Raw genomic sequence first — 17,216 nt, 5'->3', positions numbered from 1 at the left:
CTATATCAACCTTTAACCGCGCCGAACGTCAGACCAGCAACAAGGTGTTTCTGGACGATGAATGTGAGGGTCAGCGCCGGAATAATCATCACGACCGCCAGCGCGCACATGCCGCGCCAGTCGATGGTGAATTCAGCGGTGTAATCGAGAAGACCCACAGGAAGGGTCTTGGAATTGACGGAACGGGTGAGCTGGGAAGCCAGCGCATATTCGTTCCACGACGTTAGGAAGGCAAAAATGCCTGCCGTCGCGATGCCGGGGCCGGCCAGCGGAAACTCCACTTGCCAGAAAGCCTGCCAGCGCGTGCAGCCGTCAATCTGGGCGGCTTCCGCAAGATCCTTCGGCACCTGACGGAAGAAACCGTCGATCAGCCAGATCGTGAATGGCACGTTCAGCGCCACATAGGTCAGGATGAGGCCGAAATGGGTGTCGATGATGCCAACGCGGGAAAACACCATGAAGAGCGGCAGCGAGAGGGCGATACCTGGCACGGAACGCGTCAGCATGAGGCCGAGGAAGGTTGTCGATTTACCCCAGAAACGGAAGCGCGCAAAGGCATAACCGCCCGATACGCCGACGATCAGCGCAATCACGGTGGAGGTCACCGAGATGATGAGCGAGTTGCGGAAATAATCCCAAACCGGAATACCGCCAGCGCCTGCGCCCGAGAACATGGCGCGATAGGCCTCGAAGGTGATTTCCTGCGGAATCCACACCGGCGGTTTCGCCATGATTTCGACCGGCGGACGCAGCGAGGAAAGCACGATCCACAGGCCCGGCAGGCAGATGACAGTCATCGCCAGAAACAGGCCGACCAGATAGGCGATTTTCTTGATACGGCGCAGCAGGCGATGCTGGCTGTTGCTGAGTGTTGTTGTTGCCATGATTACCACTCCGCTCCAATCTGCGTGCGTGCGGACGCAAGTTTGCGGAAGAACAAGACGGTGAAGAGGATCGAGAGCAGGATCGCGACATAGGCCATGGCGTTGGCCATGCCCATCTGCGCATCCGCATAGGCCGTGCGGCCAACCAGCGTCCAGATCAGTTCTGTGCGGCGCGCCGGGCCGCCATCGGTCATGATCTTCACAATGTCATAAGCGCGCGCCACATCCAGCGAACGGATGGTCATCGCGATATAGGCGAAAGGCATCAGGTAAGGCCAGATGACATAGCGGAAGGTCTGCCACGGCGTGCAGCCATCGACGCGAGCGGCTTCCACCGGATCCTGCGGCATGGACAGAAGACCGCCCAGAATAAGGATCGCGAAGACCGAGGTCGACATCCAGACTTCTGCCAGCAGGATGGCGATCAGTGCCAGATTGCCGTCGATCAGCCATGGAATGGCGGTATTGGTCAGGCCCAGCGACTGCAGCGCATTGTTGACCAGACCGATATTGTCATTGAACATGAACTTGAACTGGAAGCCGACGAGCACCGGCGAGAACATCATCGGGAACATCATCAGCGTGCGCAACACGCGCTGGCCGCGCGTCGCCTTGTTGACGAGCATGGCAAGGCCGAGGCCGAGCAGCATTTCCAGATTGAGCGCAATGGTGAGGAAGACCACCGTGCGAATGAAAGCCGCCCAGAACACCCAGTCGGTCAGAATGCGCTGATAGTTGCGGAAACCGATGAAGTTGAACAGGCTCTCGGGGCGCGTCAGCCGGAACGGCGTGAAGCTCGAATAAAGCGACAGCGCGAGAGGAAACAGAACCACCGCTGCGAGGATGATAAAGGCCGGGAGCAGAAGCAGGACCGGCGGGGAAAGTCTCTTGAACATTGCTCTTCCAGACAGTGGATTGGCAAACAGTAGAACTGGCAACCGGCGGTACCGAACAGGCAGTGCTACTGGCAAAAAAGGCCCGCCCCAAAAAGGTTTCAGGGCGGGCCCATGATTTTATTCAGGCAGGATCAGAGCTCGCCCGCATCCTCAAGAATCTGCGTTGCCTTCTTGGCAGCGTCGTCGAGAGCCTGCTGGGACGTCTTGTCACCAAGGATCGCAGCCTGAAGCTCAGGATAGACCGCGTTGGAGATTTCGATCCAGGACGGGGTCTGCGGAACCGGGAATGCGGTCTTTGCCGTTTCCTGGAACACCGAGAGCACTTCCTTCTTGTATGGATCGGAAGCGGCCTGCGCGATGACGTAATCCCAGACAGCGGTACGGGTCGGGAGCGTGCCTGCAGCCGATTCCTGCTTCTGCGAATCTTCGTTGGTCAGGAACCAGACGAGCGATGCAGCGGCTTCCTTCGTCGGGCAGGCTTCCGTTACCGAGAAGCCATGATGACCTGACCAGCCGGTGCGCTTGCCGGAAGAACCGGTCGGCGCCGGAGCGATGCCGACATTGCCAGCGACCTTCGACGACTTCGGATCGTTGAAGTAGGTCGCCCAGCCCGGCCAATCCAGATTGATTGCGATGGTGCCGGAAGCAAAGCCTGCGCCCAGCTCATCCCACAGATAGTTGGTCGTACCGGCAGGAACAGCCTTTGCCTTGTAGAGATTGACGAACCAGTCGAGGGCGCGAACACCGGCTTCCGAATTGAAAGCAGGCTTGCCGTCCTTGAGATATTCGCCGCCTTCAGCGACCAGCATTTCATAGAAGCGGCCATTGATGGCTTCTTCCTTGCCCGCAAACTGCGTGCCGTAGAAATTCGGCGGGTCAGCGAAGAATACAGCCTGATCCGACACTTCCTTCCAGGTCTTGGCCGGTGCGAGGTCGTAGCCGTATTTCTCCTTGAAGGCCTTCTTCTTGGCTTCGTCCTGGAAAAGGCTCTTCTGATAGTAAAGCGCCGAAACGTCGAACTGCGCACGTGGCAACATGATCAGCTTGCCATCAAGCGTCGAAGCCTTGATGACCGAGGGCACGAAGCCTTCGATTTCTTCCTTCGGCACGAGCGCGTTCAGATCGGTGTACAGTGTCGTATACTGCGGCGCGAAAGACGAGTGGTTGGAGCCGACGCACCAGTTGATCGAACCGGAAGCGATGTCGGACTTGATTTCCTTGTCCAGCTCGAAGTGGTTCTTCTTGGAAAGGATGTTGACCTTGGCGCCAGTGGCCTTCTCCCATTCGCCGATACGCGAATAGAGCGCTTCATACTGCTGGCCGCCAATAAGCTTGGCGTTGATCGTCACGCCTTCAAACTTGCCCGGCAGATCGGCTGCAACCGCCGGAGCCATCCCCACGGCCATCAGCGCCACGCCTGCCAAAATGCGCGATTTGAAATTCTGCATCTCTTCTCCTCCTAAAACGGACACTCCCTGTCCGCACCCCCGGTTGTGAAGGTTGTATTTATATGCAAACATAGTATTCAATAACGGTCAAGGCGTTTTATCGCGCATATACGACTTTCACACCTGACAATGTTTGTATATGAATTACGAAATTCACGAAGGACCACCTTGGGGGGACGCATTTGGAAACCGATGATCGCTACCGCGCACCCGCGCTCGACAAGGGCCTTGATATCCTCGAATTGCTGGCAGGCGTTGACGGCGGACTGACGCAGGCCGAGATTGCCAAGCATCTGGATCGCAGCCCGAACGAATTCTACCGCATGCTCGACCGGCTGGTGAAACGCGGCTATGTCACCAAGCTTGAGGGCGACCGCTATTCGCTGACGCTGAAGCTGTTTGGCCTTGCCCAATTGCATGCGCCGGTGCGCCGACTCGCCTCTTTTGCAACGCCCTTCATGCGTGAGCTTGCCGACCGTTCCAAGCAGGCAAACCAGCTCGCCGTGTTCGACCGTGGCTCGGTGGTGGTGATTGCACAGCAGGAAGCGCCGGATTACTGGGGCATTTCGATCCGCGTTGGCTCACATATCAGCCTGTTCGACACCGGTTCCGGCCATGTGCTGCTTGCCTTCCGTTCCCCGGAAGAGCGCAAGATGATGATCGCCGAATATGTCAAGGAAAGCGAGCGCATCGATCTCGACGCGAGCTTCTATGAGCGTCTCGACCAGATCCGCGAGCGCGGGTACGAAATGATGCCAAGTGCGCAGGTTGCAGGCGTCTATAACCTTTCCGCTCCGATTCTCGGTCCCGACGGCACCTGCATTGCGGCACTGACCTGCCCTTATGTGACGCTGGTCAATTCGTCTTCCGCACCCGACATCACACAGACCATTACGCTGCTGCAAAAGACCGTGCAGGAACTGTCGAAGCTCGTCGGCGCTGATCTCTCCACGCTCGATTGAATTCTTATTTGAAAACTATCTTCTTTTTTGAAAATATCGGCGCAGGAGGAATCTCATGCTGATTGATACCCATCTGCACCTGATCGACAAAAGCGCGCTCAGCTATCCATGGCTTGGCAGCGTGCCAGCGCTTGATCGGGATTTTCTGTTCGACACCTACCGGCAGCAGGCGGAACGCTGCGGCATCGCCGCCGCCCTGCACATGGAAGTGGATGTCGCGCCTGAAGCCATGCAGGCTGAGACCGAGAATGTGCGCGCCATTTCCGCTCGCTCCGGCGGCTTCATCAAAGGCGCTATCGGCTCCTGCCGCCCCGAGGAAGACGGCTTTGCCGCTTATCTGGAGCGTCAGCTTGCCGATCCCTTTGTCAAAGGTTTTCGCCGTGTTCTGCATGTCGTGCCGGACGAGCTTTCCGAAGGTGCGCTGTTTCGCTCAAACCTCAAGCGTATGGAAAATACGCGCCTGACTTTCGATCTCTGCACGCTGCCGCACCAGATCGACAAGGCCATCGCACTTGCCGATCTCGCGCCGGGACTGCAATTCGTTCTCGATCATTGCGGTGTACCGGACATCAAGTCGGGCGCGCTGGAAAGCTGGCAGAAGGGCATCACCGAGATTGCCCGCAGGCCCAATGTCGTGGCGAAGATTTCCGGTGTGGTGGCTTATGCCGACGCGCAAAGCTGGACTGCCGAGACGATCCGCCCCTATGTCGAGCACGTCATCGAGGCTTTCGGCTGGGATCGTGTGGTATGGGGTAGCGACTGGCCCGTCTGCACGCTGGCAAGCTCCGTCGATGGCGGGCTAGCAACCTGGGTGGCAACGACCCATGCCCTGCTTGAAGGCTGCGGCAATGACGAAAAGGCGCGCCTTCTGTCTGAGAACGCGCGCCGTATCTGGAACTTGTAAGCTTCCCCTCTCATCCTGAGGAGACTCCCTGAGCGAAGCTCGGGGAGTCGTCTCGAAGGGTGAGGAGACAGGCACCGCATTTTCCCTTTGGATCCCTCGATCCTTCGAGACGCCTCCTTCGCAAGCTCAGGAGGCTCCTCAGGATGAGGGTGGAGGGAGAGAGGCCGGTGTAAGAACCAGTACCAGCCGTCAGAAGCTTTCGCGGAAGAGCCGGTTCAGATCGGCGATTACCTGTTCTGCCGCTTCATTGCCCTGAAGTCCCTTGTTGATGCGCTCCGAAGCTGCTTCCTGGAAAGGCATGTAGCCGTCATGGCGCGGGCGCACCCATGCGCCTTCCAGCGTTGCGCGCGTATCGCGATAGAAGCCCGACGTGGCGGCATTCACGCCCTCGTCTTCCCATGCTTCCGCATGGCCGGGCTGTCCATTGGAGGCGGCATAAAGCCCCTTCTGCACTGCGCCGCTCGCGATCCAATAAGCGAAGTCGATGGCCGCTTCGGGATGTTTCGTAAAGGCCGAGACGGCGATGCCGGTGCCGCCCAAAGCCGAACCTGCAACCCCCTTTGCGCCTGCCGGAATATCGGCAAAACGGATCAGACGATCGCGGAAGCCGGGCATGGCATAGTTCACATAGCCATAGATCAGAGGTGTGCAGGCGATGCCGGAATCTGGCTTTGCCATCTCTTCGAACACCGCAATCGGGTCCATAGCAAAACATTCCGGCTTCACCAGCGCGGCGATTTCCCGAAGTTGTTCAAAAGCCTTCACGCCGTCTTCAAGGCTGATCAACTCGCCTTCAGTGGCGCAAGGTGAACCGTTATTCGCCGCCAGAGTATAGAAGCACATCAGCGAATGCGGCGAGCGCAACGGCAAAAGCACTTTGCCCGCACGCGCCAGTTCCAGCACCTCACCCCACGAGACGGCAGGCTTTTCAATCAGGTCCGGACGCCATGCCTGAACCTGCGTGGCGGCATCAAGCGGAAACGCCCATTGATGGCCCTGCCAGTTATAGCTTGGGAAAGACTGACCGACCGAACCATCGGCCAGCGCTTTCAGCTCAGCTTCGCGGCCCGGTACCTCGAGCGGCAGCAGGCAGCCTTCCTTGGTGATCTGGCCAACATGCGGATGATCGATTACGATCATATCGAAATTGCGCGCCAGTTCCTCGACCGGAAAGGTTTCGAAATCCTGCAAGGAGCGCTTTTCCCATTCGATCTCGACGCCCTTGTCGCTCAGCCATTGCGTGGCGCCGGCAACCATCGGATCGTAACCGCGCGGATGGCTCCAGGTCATGCCTTTCAGCTTGATCACACTCATAGACCGAACTCCTCACGAATTGCCTTGCTGTTTTCACCGATGCGCGGTGCTGCGCGCTCCACCTTGTGGCGCTGCCCGTTGATACGCAGCGGCGATCGGGTGGTGGTGATGGAGACATCATCCTCACGGGTGACGGTCTGCAGCATGTCGAGAACCGAGAAGCCGTCGCTGGCAAGCAACTCTTCCCAATTGAGAACGCGGGCGCACCAGATATCGGCCGGTTCGAGAATAGCGAGCCACTCGTCCACCGTCTTCTGGGCAATGCGCTCGGCAATCAGGCGCTTGATTTCATCGCGCTTGGTGAACCAGCTCGACGGATCGTCGGCATATGGGGCCAGCGTGTTCGCTTCCAGCAGCGCCGCCAGTTTGGGGATCGGCGTCATGGCGATGGCCAGATAGGCATCCGCCGCCTGATAGACCCCGTAAGGTGCGGAGAGATAAGCATGCGCGCTGCGGAAATCGGAGCGCTTCGGCAAACGGCGTCCGTCATTGAGATGGGTGGTCAACACTTCGAACTGGAAATCGACCAGCGCTTCAAGAAGGCTTGTCTCCACATGTGCGCCTTTGCCGGAAATGCCGCGTCGCACGAGTGCTGCAAGAATGCCCTGCGCCACGGCAGCGCCCGCCAGCATATCGGCAACAGCCAGACCAAACGGCACCGGCCCCTGCCCTTCATCGCCATTGAGCCACATCAGGCCCGAACGCGCCTGCGCCAGCAGATCCTGTCCCGGGCGCTTGACCCACGGACCCTCTTCGCCATAGCCGCTGATGGAGGCATAGACGAGGCGCGGATTGATCGCCTTGGCGGATTCATAATCCAGCCCCAGCCGCTCGATGACGCCGGGACGGAAATTCTGGATCAGAACATCGGCCTTGGTAATGAGCTTCTTCAGCGCTTCAACATCGTCCGGGTTTTTAAGGTCCAGCGCCAGGCTGTCCTTGCCGCGATTGATCGCATGGAAAATCGTTGAATCGCCACCGATCTCTGTATCGCTCAGATAAAGCCTGCGCGACAGGTCTCCGCCGTCCGGGCGCTCGATCTTGATAACCCGCGCTCCGAGGTCCATCAGGCGCAGCGAGCAATAAGGCCCCGACAGAAACTGGCTCATATCGACAACAACGAGCCCGCTCAGCGGCAGTTCATTTTCCGACATCGGGAAATTCCCTCCTCATGAATTTCTTATGTAAATATAGTCTTCACATATGGATTTATAGAAGGCAAGACTGAAATTGGGATCAGAGCGCGTTTCAATTGAATATGTGCCGGATCAACGGTGGGGAACCGCAGAAGCAGTTTGCCTTGTGGCTTCCCCCTCATCCTGAGCCGGTGCGAAGCACCGTGTCGAAGGACGAGGGCGGGCGCTGGGTTCGTTTTCCCTTATCCTTCGAGACGCCATTTTCAATGGCTCCTCAGGATGAGGGAAGGAGAAGTCGGCGCTATGAGCATGCAAAAACGCCGCCCGAAACGGGCGGCGTTTTTGAATATTGAGCGATCGCTAAGTTGGGCGATCAGACGTCGAGTTCGACTTCGCGGCTTGCGGTTTCGAGCAGGGTCCAGACGTGATCGGCCAGCGAGTTCCATACTTCCACGCGGTAGTGATCCGCATCCCATTTCAGCAGAATGATCTGTACGCGATCGAAGATCGTGCGTGCAGCACCGGGTGCGGCCATCGAAGCCAGATCGAGCGGTGAAGCTGCATTGAGCAGCCACTCGGCCTGCGGGCCGGTAACATCGATGCCAGTCTCGCGATGGCTCACTTCAACCAGCGCATGCGGTTCGGTCTCGTAGAGGCTCGCGAAAGCCGCGATGATGGCGCCAGCCTTGCTGTCATCGGCCCAGATAAACCATTCATCCGGCCCAATGCAGGCGACGGCGATGTCGCCGGTTTTCTCGAGTCCGCCGATTTTGGCGGGAATCGTTGCCCCGAGCGCCTTTTCCGCCAGCGCCAGTTTTCCCGGATTGAAGCGCAGGACAAAGCGTGCGCCATCAGCGGCGGGGCGAATATCAAGCCGTCCCGGAATAGCAACCGCGCGGCTCGCAAAAGGGTTGGTCTGTTGCAGCATGATGCGATCCTTATCCGTTCAGCTTCTTGCCTTCTGGGTCATAGAAGACGAGCCCAGTAATTTCCGCCTCATGCGCGGTGCCATCCGGCATCGGCATATAGATGGTCTCGCCCGTGCGATCCTTGCCACCGGCAATCAGCGCCATGGCGAAAGAGCGGCCCAGCGTCTCGCTCCAATAGGACGAGGTGACGTGACCGAGCATGGTCATCGGCACAGCCTGTTTCGGATCGGCGACAATCTGTGCGCCTTCCTCCAGAACCAGTTTCGGGTCCTTTGGCAGCAGGCCAACCAGATGCTTGCGATCCTTCTTCAGCATATCCGGACGCGCCAGCGAACGCTTGCCGACGAAATCCGGCTTCTGCTTGCCGATGGCCCAGCCAAGTGCTGCGTCATCCGGCGTTACCGTGCCGTCCGTGTCCTGTCCGACAATGATATAGCCCTTTTCGGCGCGCAGCACGTGCATGGTCTCGGTGCCATAAGGCGTGACGTCATATTTCTGGCCCGCTTCATAAAGCGCCTTCCACAGAGCCAGACCGTAACGCGACGGGACATTGATTTCGAAGCCGAGTTCGCCGGTAAAGCTCATGCGGAACAGACGCGCCGGTACGCCGAGGAATGTGCATTCCGCCACCGACATATGCGGAAAAGCTTCGTCGGAAATATCCACGCCCTCGACCATCGGCTCGATGAGCTTGCGCGCATTCGGTCCGTTCAGCGCCACCACGGCCCATTGTTCGGTCGTGGACGTCAGCGATACTTTCAGGTCCGGCCATTCCGTCTGGAGATAATCCTCCATCATATTGAGAACGCGCGGCGCGCCGCCGGTCGTCGTCGTGACATGGAAACGGTCCTGCGACAACCTGCCGACCACACCATCGTCGCGGATAAAGCCGTCTTCACCGAGCAGCAGACCATAGCGGCAGCGCCCGACACCCAGCTTCGTCCATGGATTGGTGTACATGCGGTTCATGAATTCAGCCGCATCCGGGCCGACCACCTCAATCTTGCCGAGCGTCGACGCGTCGAACATGCCGAGGCTGGTGCGCACGGCCTTGCACTCACGCGCAACAGCCTTGTGCATGTCTTCGCCGGCCTTCGGGAAATACCATGCACGACGCCACAGCGAGACCGGCTCGAAAGCAGCACCCTGTTCTTCAGCCCAAGGGTCAATCGGCGTTTTGCGCGTCACGTCGAACAGCTTGCCGCGATTGTAACCGCAGAAAGCGCCGAAGGTCGTCGGCGTATAGGGCGGACGGAATGTCGTCAGACCCACCTGCGGTGCAGGACGGCTGAGCGCATCGGATGCAACTGCAAGACCGTTGATGTTCGAGGTCTTGCCCTGATCCGTCGCCATGCCGTTGGTGGTATAGCGCTTGATATGCTCGATGGAGCGGAAGCCCTCGCGCACTGCAAGGCGGATATCCTTGGCCGTCACGTCGTTCTGGAAATCGATAAAGGCTTTTGCCTTGCCGGGATCGCGATCCGTCGGCAGTTCGCGGCAGTTGACGCCTGCGCAGACGAAGTCGCCCGCGACCGCATATTCCAGCGCCTTGGCCTTGTATCCGGCGTCATTTGCTGCCGCAGCACCGCTGGCAGCCCCCTCGCGCAAGGAAGCCTGAAGATCGAAATTGCCGTTACCGGCACCGGCGCAGCGGCTTTCTTCCGTGCGTTCGCCCGGCAGATAGATCTGGCGTTCCTCATCCCAGATGAGCGAACCCTTGGTGTGCGAGAACAGATGCACGCTCGGGTTCCAGCCGCCAGACATCAGCACGACATCGCAGGCAATGGTGCGCGCCGAGCCGACCGAACCGTTCCTGACCGGATTGACGCGAACAGACGCAACGCGATGACGGCCTGCCGTATCGCTGACGGTCCAGCCGGTCAGCGTCTCGATGCCGAGCATCTTGGCGCGGTTTACCAGACTGTCGGCGACGTGTTCGCGCACATCGATAATGGCCGGAACCTTGACACCCGCAACTGCGAGATCGAAGGCCGTAAGCCAGGCGGAATCATGCGAGGTAACGACGACAGCCTTTTCGCCGACCTTGACGCCGTAACGATTGAGATAGGTGCGTGCGGCACCGGCCAGCATCACACCCGGACGGTCATTGCCAGCAAAGACCAGCGGCTTTTCGATTGAACCCTGCGCCAGCACGACCTGTTTGGCGCGCACGCGCCACATGCGCTCACGCGGGGCATTGGCGGCAGGCTTTGCCTGATGATCGGTCAGGCGCTGGCAAAGGCCGACCATGTTCTGATGATAATAGCCAATCGCCGTGGTGCGCGGCAAAAGCGTGACATTCGGCAGCGAACCCAGTGTCGCCAGCGTTTCGTTCAGCCAATCCCAGCTGGTGCGGCCATTGATGACGGGCTCCGGCTCGGACAGGAGCGAACCGCCCATTTCCGCCTGTTCGTCGCAGAGGAAAACTTTCGCGCCGCTCTTGGCGGCTTCAAAGGCTGCGGCAAGACCGGCAGGCCCGGCACCCACCACCAGCACGTCGCAATAGGCATAGCGGCTGGCATAGCTGTCGGGATCGGCCTCGGACGGCGATTTACCAAGACCGGCGGCGCCCCGGATGAAAGGCTCATAGACCTTGTTCCAGAAGCTCTTCGGCCACATGAAGGTCTTGTAGTAGAAGCCCGCCGAGAAGAACATGTAGAAGGCATCGTTGACCGCGCCGACATCATGCTTGAGCGATGGCCAGTGGTTCTGGCTTTCCGCCTTCAGCCCGTCATAAAGCTCCAGCACGGTGGCGCGGGTGTTCGGCTCGTAACGGCCCTCACCACGCGAAACGCCCATCAGCGCATTCGGCTCTTCGGAACCGGCGGAAAGAATGCCGCGCGGACGGTGATACTTGAACGAACGGCCCGCCAGATGCTCGCCATTGGCCAGAAGCGCCGAAGCAAGCGTATCGCCCTCAAAGCCCGCATAGGTCTTGCCGTTGAAGGAAAAGCGTACCGGCTTGGCCTTGTTGATGCGGCCTTTATTGTTCAAACGCATGTCGGTCATTATTTCGTCTCCGCAGCGGGCGTTTGTTCCTGTCCGTCTGCCAGTACAGGGCGCGCTTCACCGGCCTTGTAGGTCGTGACGAATTTGTCGCTCACCGTGTCGCGCACCGCATTGAAGAAGCGGCCGCAACCATTGATGTGCCGCCAGCGCTCGAAATGCGTCCCGCGCGGGTTGGAGCGGATGAACAGGAAATCGCGCCATTCATCATCGGAATAGGTCGAAGGATCGGCAGGACGCGCAATATGCGCTTCGCCCGCATAGGCGAACTCAAGTTCCGGACGTTCCATTTCGCAATAAGGGCAACGGATCAAAAGCATGTCGATATTTCCTCAGTGCGCAACCGCGGCGGCTGCCGCTTCGTCGATCAGGCGACCGGTTTTGAAACGGTCGAGCGTGAACGGCGCGTTGATCCAGTGCGGTTCGTCGCGGGCGATGGTGTGGGCAAAGACATGCGCCGAACCCGGCGTCGCCTTGAAGCCGCCAGTGCCCCAGCCGCAATTGACATAGAGACCCGGAACCGGCGTCTTGCCGATGATCGGCGAGCGATCCGGGGTGACGTCGACGATGCCGCCCCATTTGCGCAGCATGCGCATGCGGGTGAAGATCGGGAAGATTTCGCAGATTGCCGCCAGCGTATGCTCGATCAGTGGCAGGCCGCCGCGCTGGCTGTAGGAGGTGTACTGGTCCGTACCGGAACCGATCACCAGTTCACCCTTGTCGGACTGGCTGATATAGGCGTGAACGGTGTTGGACATGACCACGCACGGGAAGACCGGCTTGACCGGCTCCGACACCAGCGCCTGAAGCGGGAAGCTTTCAAGCGGCATGCGCACGCCAGCCGTATCCATGACGACCGAAGTGTTGCCAGCGGTTGAAACCGCAACCTTCTTGGCCTTGATGAAGCCGCGCGCGGTTTCCACGCCGGTCACACGGCCCGAAGCATCGCGACGGATCGACAGAACCGGACAATTCTGGATGATATCCACGCCGCGCTGGGTCGCGCCGCGCGCATAGCCCCAGGCCACCGCATCGTGACGGGCCACGCCGCCGCGACGCTGCAAGGTGGCGCCGACCACCGGATAGCGGGCATTGGGCGAAATATCGAGCGGCGGGCAATATTCCTTGGCTTCTTCCTTCGACAGCCATTCATTGTCGATGCCGTTGAGGCGGTTGGCATGGATATGGCGCTTGAAGCTCTGCACGTCATGCACCGTATGCGCCAGCATCATGACGCCGCGCTGCGAGAACATGACGTTGTAGTTGAGGTCCTGGCTGAGACCTTCCCACAGCTTCACCGCATGTTCGTAAAGATGCGCACTCTCGTCATAGAGATAGTTGGAGCGAATGATGGTGGTGTTGCGCCCCGTATTGCCGCCGCCGAGCCAGCCCTTTTCGATCACCGCGACATTGGTGATGCCGTGTTCCTTGGCCAGATAATAGGCCGCGCCCAGACCATGCCCGCCCGCGCCGACGATGATGACGTCATATTCGGCCTTGGGTTCGGCATTGGGCCATTGCGGGTCCCAGTTCTTGTTACCGGAAAGCGCGTTTTTGATAATAGAAGCTGCAGAAAAGCGGGACATGAACAACCACCAGTTTCGCGACCGCATGCACCCTGACGGCACATGCGAAGCCTTTGATGATATTTCTATTGTGTCCTGTGAAAACCCGACAGCAGGCTTGCGTCAAAAGACGCCATAAATACGACATGCACACCATTTCGCGACATGGTGACATCAGGCCAAATCTCCGCCCGATCTGTCCATCGCCAGCCCTCCTGACAGACAGCTGTCAGGAGCCGGTTCCACCCAAGGTTTCCTTTTTGCTGTCGCGCTATAGGTTATTGGTAACGTAAATAAGCGATATGGGACGAGGAATATGTCACACCGAGGTCTTCTGAAAGGCGCAGCCATCGCAATCACCCTGCTTGCCGGCGCGACGGGACTTTCCAGTCCAGCACAATCGCAGGTTGTCGTTTCATCCAAGATCGATACGGAAGGCGGTGTGCTGGGCAATATCATTCTCGCCGTCCTCAACGCCAATGGCATTCAGACGACCGACCGCATCCAGCTGGGCGCAACGCCGGTGGTGCGCAAGGCAATCGTGGCCGGTGAGATCGATATTTACCCGGAATATACCGGCAATGCGGCCTTCTTCTTCAACAAGGCGGATGATCCGCTCTGGAAAGACCCGGCCAAGGCGTTTGAGACGGCAAAGAAGCTCGATTACGACGCCAACAAGATTGTCTGGCTGTCGCCTTCGCCTGCCAACAACACCTGGGGCATTGCGCTGCGCAAGGACGTGGCCGACGAGAACAAGCTCGCCAGTCTCAGCGATTTCGGCAAATATGCTTCCGGTGGCGGCAAGGTCATTCTGGCCGCCTCGTCGGAATTCGTGAATTCGGCTGCCGCCCTGCCCGCTTTCCAGACTGCCTATGGCTTCACGCTGAAGCAGGATCAGCTCATCACGCTGTCTGGCGGCGATACGGCGGCGACCATTGCCGCCGCCGCCAACCAGACGAATGGCGCAAATGCGGCAATGGTCTATGGCACGGATGGCGGCATTGCGCCGTCCGGTCTTGTGGTGCTTGAAGACGACAAGCATGTGCAGCCTGTCTACCAGCCCGCCCCCATAATCCGCGAGGAAGTGCTGAAAAAGAACCCGAAGATCGAAGAACTGCTGAAGCCGGTTTTTGCAAAGCTCGACCTGACCACGCTTCAGGAACTGAACGGTCGTGTCCAGCTTGGCGGTGAACCGGCCAAGGCGGTCGCCGAGGACTTCCTGAAGAAGAACGGCTTTCTGAAATAGGCGGATAAAGGCGACACGTTGCCGGATAGAATCGCAGTTCCTCATTCCAATTCGGCGAATGCTGAAAAGGCCCCGCATGGCCTGTTCGGTCGTGTCGACAGGCTTGGTCTCGTTATAACCGTTCTGGCCATCGCCGGACTGTTGTTGCCCTTTGCCACCTTCCGCGCCAACCGCATCGTTCAGGGCGAACCGCGCTTTCTGCTCGACGCCTTGCCCGTTGGTGAAGCCGCGCTGCTGCTCGTCATTGTCATCGTCTGGCTGTTGGTCGCCCTGTTTTCAACAGGCCGCATGTTGCGACTGGGCGCAAGCCTTGCCGGGCTTGCCGCCATGCTGATCGCGATAGGACTTGCGGCAACGCATCTTTCTCCAGCTGGCAACAATTACTCGCGCGTTTCACCGGCATCAGGCTTCTGGCTGCTGCTCTTCACCAGCGGCATTTCAGTCGCCGATGCTCTGGTGCGCCTGCAAGTGCGGCCGCTGGTGCGGGTGGGTTTGCTGACACTCGCCGCCCTTCTTCTCTATGCGCTGCTCGCATCGGGGCTGTGGGACAATCTCTCCTTCATGAAGGAATATCTCAGCCGCGCCGACAGTTTCTGGAATGAAGCCCGTCGCCATGTGGAACTGGCGCTCGGTTCGCTTGTCGCGGCAACGGTCATCGGCATTCCGCTCGGGCTTATCTGCCATCGTGTGCCGCGGCTGCGCGGTCTGGTGCTGAACAGCCTCAACATCGTTCAGACCATCCCATCGATGGCGCTGTTCGGCATATTGATTGCACCGCTCGGCTGGCTTGCCGCAAACGCGCCATGGGCGGCGAGCCTCGGCATTCGCGGTATCGGTGCAGCGCCTGCCTTTGTCGCCCTGTTTCTCTATTCGCTTCTGCCCATCGTCGCCAATACGGTGGCGGGACTGGCGCAGGTGCCAGAGCCGGTCAGCGATGCCGCGCGCGGTATGGGCATGACGCGCCTGCAACGGCTGTTCAAGACCGAGTTTCCCCTGGCGTTTCCGGTCATCCTCACCGGCATTCGCATCGTCATGGTGCAGAACATCGGCCTGACCACCATCGCCGCGCTGATCGGCGGCGGCGGTTTCGGCACATTCGTCTTTCAGGGGATCGGGCAGACAGCCATGGATCTCGTGCTGCTTGGCGCGCTGCCAACGGTTCTGCTGGCCTTCGGCGCTGCCGTTCTGCTCGACGCCGCCATTGAAATCGCCGGGAAAGGAACCGCGCAATGATCGAGTTCGACCGGATTACCAAGCGCTATAATGGCCGGGCTGCGGTGGATGCGGTCAGCTTTTCCGTCGAGCCGCATAGTATTGCGGCCATTGTCGGCACATCCGGTTCGGGCAAGACCACCTTGCTGCGCATGGTCAACCGCCTTGTCGAACCGACCGAAGGCGAAATCCGCATTGACGGGCACAGCAATATGGACGAGCCCGGTCACGCCCTGAGGCGGCGGATCGGTTACGTCATCCAGCAACACGGGCTCTTTCCACATCGCACAGTTGCGGAAAACATTGCCACAGTGCCGGTTCTGCTCGGCTGGACGAAACAGCGGATCAATGCCCGCGTCGATGAATTGCTTGATCTGTTTCAGCTTGAACCGGCAGACTATCGCGACCGTTACCCGCAGGAACTGTCGGGCGGCCAGCAGCAGCGCGTTGGTGTCGCACGGGCGCTGGCGGCGGAACCGAACATATTGCTGATGGACGAACCTTTCGGCGCGCTCGACCCGGTCATCCGCGCCAAGGCGCAGGAAGACCTGAAGGCCATCCAGCGCCGTTTCGGCACCACGATCCTGCTGGTCACGCATGATATGGAGGAAGCGATTTCGCTCGGCGACCATATTGCGGTCATGGATGACGGAAAGCTTTTGCAATATGGCCCGCCCGCGGAAATTCTGGCACGGCCTGCAACGGAGTTCGTCGAAAGGCTGGTCGGCACCGGCGAGCGCCCGTTCCGCCTGCTCTCGCTGACTGATCTGAAAACGGTCCTGCAACCGGGTGACGCCAGCGGCGACGCCATGCCCGTCTCTGCCTCGCAACGCGACGCGCTGGCCGAGCTTTTATGGTCGGGTCGCAATGCATTGCCGGTTCTCGATGGCGACGGCAGGCCACTCGGCCGCGTGACGCTGGAAAGACTGTTGCGGAAAGCGGAACGCCCGGCATGAGGCTGTTCGTTTCCATCATTCCACGGCTGGCGCTCCTGGCGGTGCTCGTTCTGTTTCTGATGCAGCCGCATCTGTTCGAACCCGTCTTCCGCCCGCTGGTCAGCGATGGCGCACCCGTCATCTATGACCGCGCCAATCTGTTGACGCTGACCTTGCAGCATCTGGGGCTGGTGGCGCTGGCCACCCTGATATCGACACTGGTTGCAGTCGCCATGGCAATCTTCGTGACCAGACGGCAGGGCGCAGAGTTTTTGCCGCTTTCGCGCAGTCTGGTGAATATCGGCCAGACATTTCCGCCCGTCGCGGTTCTGGCGCTTGCTGTGCCGGTTTTCGGTTTCGGCGACAAGCCGACGCTGATCGCGCTGTTTCTCTATGGGCTTCTGCCAATTTTCGAAAACACCCTGACCAGCCTGACCACTCTTCCCGCGCCCGTTGTAGAAGCAGCACGCGGCATGGGCATGACGGGAATGCAGCGTCTGGTCAAAGTTGAAATGCCGCTTGCCATGCCCGTCATCCTTGCCGGAATAAGGCTGTCGGCGGTCATCGGCCTTGCCACCGCCACCATCGGCTCGACGGTCGCGGCCAGCACGCTTGGCGAAGTGATCATTGCCGGCCTCATCTCCAACAACCTCGCTTTCGTGCTGCAAGGCGGTCTCGTCGTCGCGGCGCTGGCCATTCTGATCTTCGACGGCTTTCAAACCCTCGAACATTATCTCATGAAACAGGCCGGAAGAGACGCCTGAACCGGCCCGTACCCC

Annotated in this window: 15 protein-coding genes; 6 read left to right on the top strand and 9 right to left on the bottom strand. The window is 59.4% G+C overall.

The window, feature by feature from the left end:
• Positions 1-5: 5 nt before the first annotated feature.
• The 3 genes from FHW03_RS02765 to FHW03_RS02755 form a co-directional block, all read right to left on the bottom strand.
• Positions 6-884 (bottom strand): carbohydrate ABC transporter permease, encoded by an 879-nt coding sequence (locus FHW03_RS02765; RefSeq protein ID WP_151588694.1) that lies wholly within the window; start codon positions 882-884, stop codon positions 6-8.
• Positions 885-886: 2 nt separating this feature from the next.
• Complete coding sequence (locus FHW03_RS02760; RefSeq protein WP_078337853.1) at positions 887-1,780, bottom strand: carbohydrate ABC transporter permease; 894 nt, start codon at positions 1,778-1,780, stop codon at positions 887-889.
• Positions 1,781-1,911: 131 nt separating this feature from the next.
• Positions 1,912-3,228, bottom strand: a complete 1,317-nt coding sequence (locus FHW03_RS02755) for a sugar ABC transporter substrate-binding protein (protein WP_182519245.1) — start codon at positions 3,226-3,228, stop codon at positions 1,912-1,914.
• Between the two features lie 182 nt (positions 3,229-3,410).
• Between FHW03_RS02755 and FHW03_RS02750 the strand changes: the two genes are divergently transcribed.
• Both FHW03_RS02750 and FHW03_RS02745 read left to right on the top strand, forming a co-directional pair.
• Entirely contained in the window at positions 3,411-4,190 is a 780-nt protein-coding gene (locus FHW03_RS02750; RefSeq protein ID WP_078337851.1) for an IclR family transcriptional regulator, read from the top strand.
• Positions 4,191-4,245: 55 nt separating this feature from the next.
• The gene (locus tag FHW03_RS02745; RefSeq protein ID WP_182519244.1) at positions 4,246-5,094 is read left to right on the top strand and encodes an amidohydrolase; all 849 of its coding nucleotides are present in this window, start codon (positions 4,246-4,248) and stop codon (positions 5,092-5,094) included.
• Between the two features lie 189 nt (positions 5,095-5,283).
• Here the strand turns inward: FHW03_RS02745 and FHW03_RS02740 are convergent, their stop codons facing one another.
• The 6 genes from FHW03_RS02740 to FHW03_RS02715 all read right to left on the bottom strand — a co-directional run bounded on the left by FHW03_RS02740 (position 5,284) and on the right by FHW03_RS02715 (position 13,065).
• Positions 5,284-6,408, bottom strand: coding sequence for an extracellular solute-binding protein (locus FHW03_RS02740; RefSeq protein WP_182519243.1), 1,125 nt, complete (start codon positions 6,406-6,408; stop codon positions 5,284-5,286).
• Positions 6,405-7,562 carry a CaiB/BaiF CoA-transferase family protein gene (locus FHW03_RS02735; RefSeq protein ID WP_182519242.1) on the bottom strand — a complete coding sequence of 386 codons (1,158 nt, stop codon included), beginning with the start codon at positions 7,560-7,562 and terminating at the stop codon, positions 6,405-6,407. Before FHW03_RS02735 ends, FHW03_RS02740 begins: the two co-directional genes overlap by 4 nt.
• Before the next feature lie 355 nt (positions 7,563-7,917).
• Positions 7,918-8,472 (bottom strand): sarcosine oxidase subunit gamma, encoded by a 555-nt coding sequence (locus FHW03_RS02730; RefSeq protein WP_182519241.1) that lies wholly within the window; start codon positions 8,470-8,472, stop codon positions 7,918-7,920.
• 10 nt (positions 8,473-8,482) lie between these two features.
• Entirely contained in the window at positions 8,483-11,482 is a 3,000-nt protein-coding gene (locus tag FHW03_RS02725; protein ID WP_182519240.1) for a sarcosine oxidase subunit alpha, read from the bottom strand.
• The gene (locus FHW03_RS02720) at positions 11,482-11,799 is read right to left on the bottom strand and encodes a sarcosine oxidase subunit delta (RefSeq protein ID WP_182519239.1); all 318 of its coding nucleotides are present in this window, start codon (positions 11,797-11,799) and stop codon (positions 11,482-11,484) included. Before FHW03_RS02720 ends, FHW03_RS02725 begins: the two co-directional genes overlap by 1 nt.
• A 12-nt stretch (positions 11,800-11,811) precedes the next feature.
• Positions 11,812-13,065: a sarcosine oxidase subunit beta family protein gene (locus FHW03_RS02715; protein WP_182519238.1), complete on the bottom strand. Its 1,254-nt coding sequence runs from the start codon at positions 13,063-13,065 to the stop codon at positions 11,812-11,814.
• A 295-nt stretch (positions 13,066-13,360) separates the two neighbouring features.
• Between FHW03_RS02715 and FHW03_RS02710 the strand changes: the two genes are divergently transcribed.
• The 4 genes from FHW03_RS02710 to FHW03_RS02695 are packed head-to-tail and all read left to right on the top strand — an operon-like array spanning position 13,361 to position 17,201.
• Positions 13,361-14,290, top strand: coding sequence for an ABC transporter substrate-binding protein (locus FHW03_RS02710; protein ID WP_182519237.1), 930 nt, complete (start codon positions 13,361-13,363; stop codon positions 14,288-14,290).
• Positions 14,291-14,320: 30 nt separating this feature from the next.
• The gene (locus FHW03_RS02705; RefSeq protein WP_377514049.1) at positions 14,321-15,523 is read left to right on the top strand and encodes an ABC transporter permease; all 1,203 of its coding nucleotides are present in this window, start codon (positions 14,321-14,323) and stop codon (positions 15,521-15,523) included.
• Complete coding sequence (locus tag FHW03_RS02700; RefSeq protein ID WP_182519236.1) at positions 15,520-16,458, top strand: ABC transporter ATP-binding protein; 939 nt, start codon at positions 15,520-15,522, stop codon at positions 16,456-16,458. The genes FHW03_RS02705 and FHW03_RS02700 overlap by 4 nt, the downstream gene beginning before the upstream one ends.
• Entirely contained in the window at positions 16,455-17,201 is a 747-nt protein-coding gene (locus FHW03_RS02695) for an ABC transporter permease (RefSeq protein ID WP_182519235.1), read from the top strand. The genes FHW03_RS02700 and FHW03_RS02695 overlap by 4 nt, the downstream gene beginning before the upstream one ends.
• Positions 17,202-17,216: the final 15 nt, after the last annotated feature.

Source organism: Ochrobactrum sp. RH2CCR150 (assembly GCA_014138095.1).
In the GTDB taxonomy this organism is placed as follows: domain Bacteria; phylum Pseudomonadota; class Alphaproteobacteria; order Rhizobiales; family Rhizobiaceae; genus Brucella; species Brucella gambitense.
The sequence above is the reverse complement of the archived record's forward strand: the minus strand, read 5'-3'. Positions and strand labels throughout refer to the sequence as shown.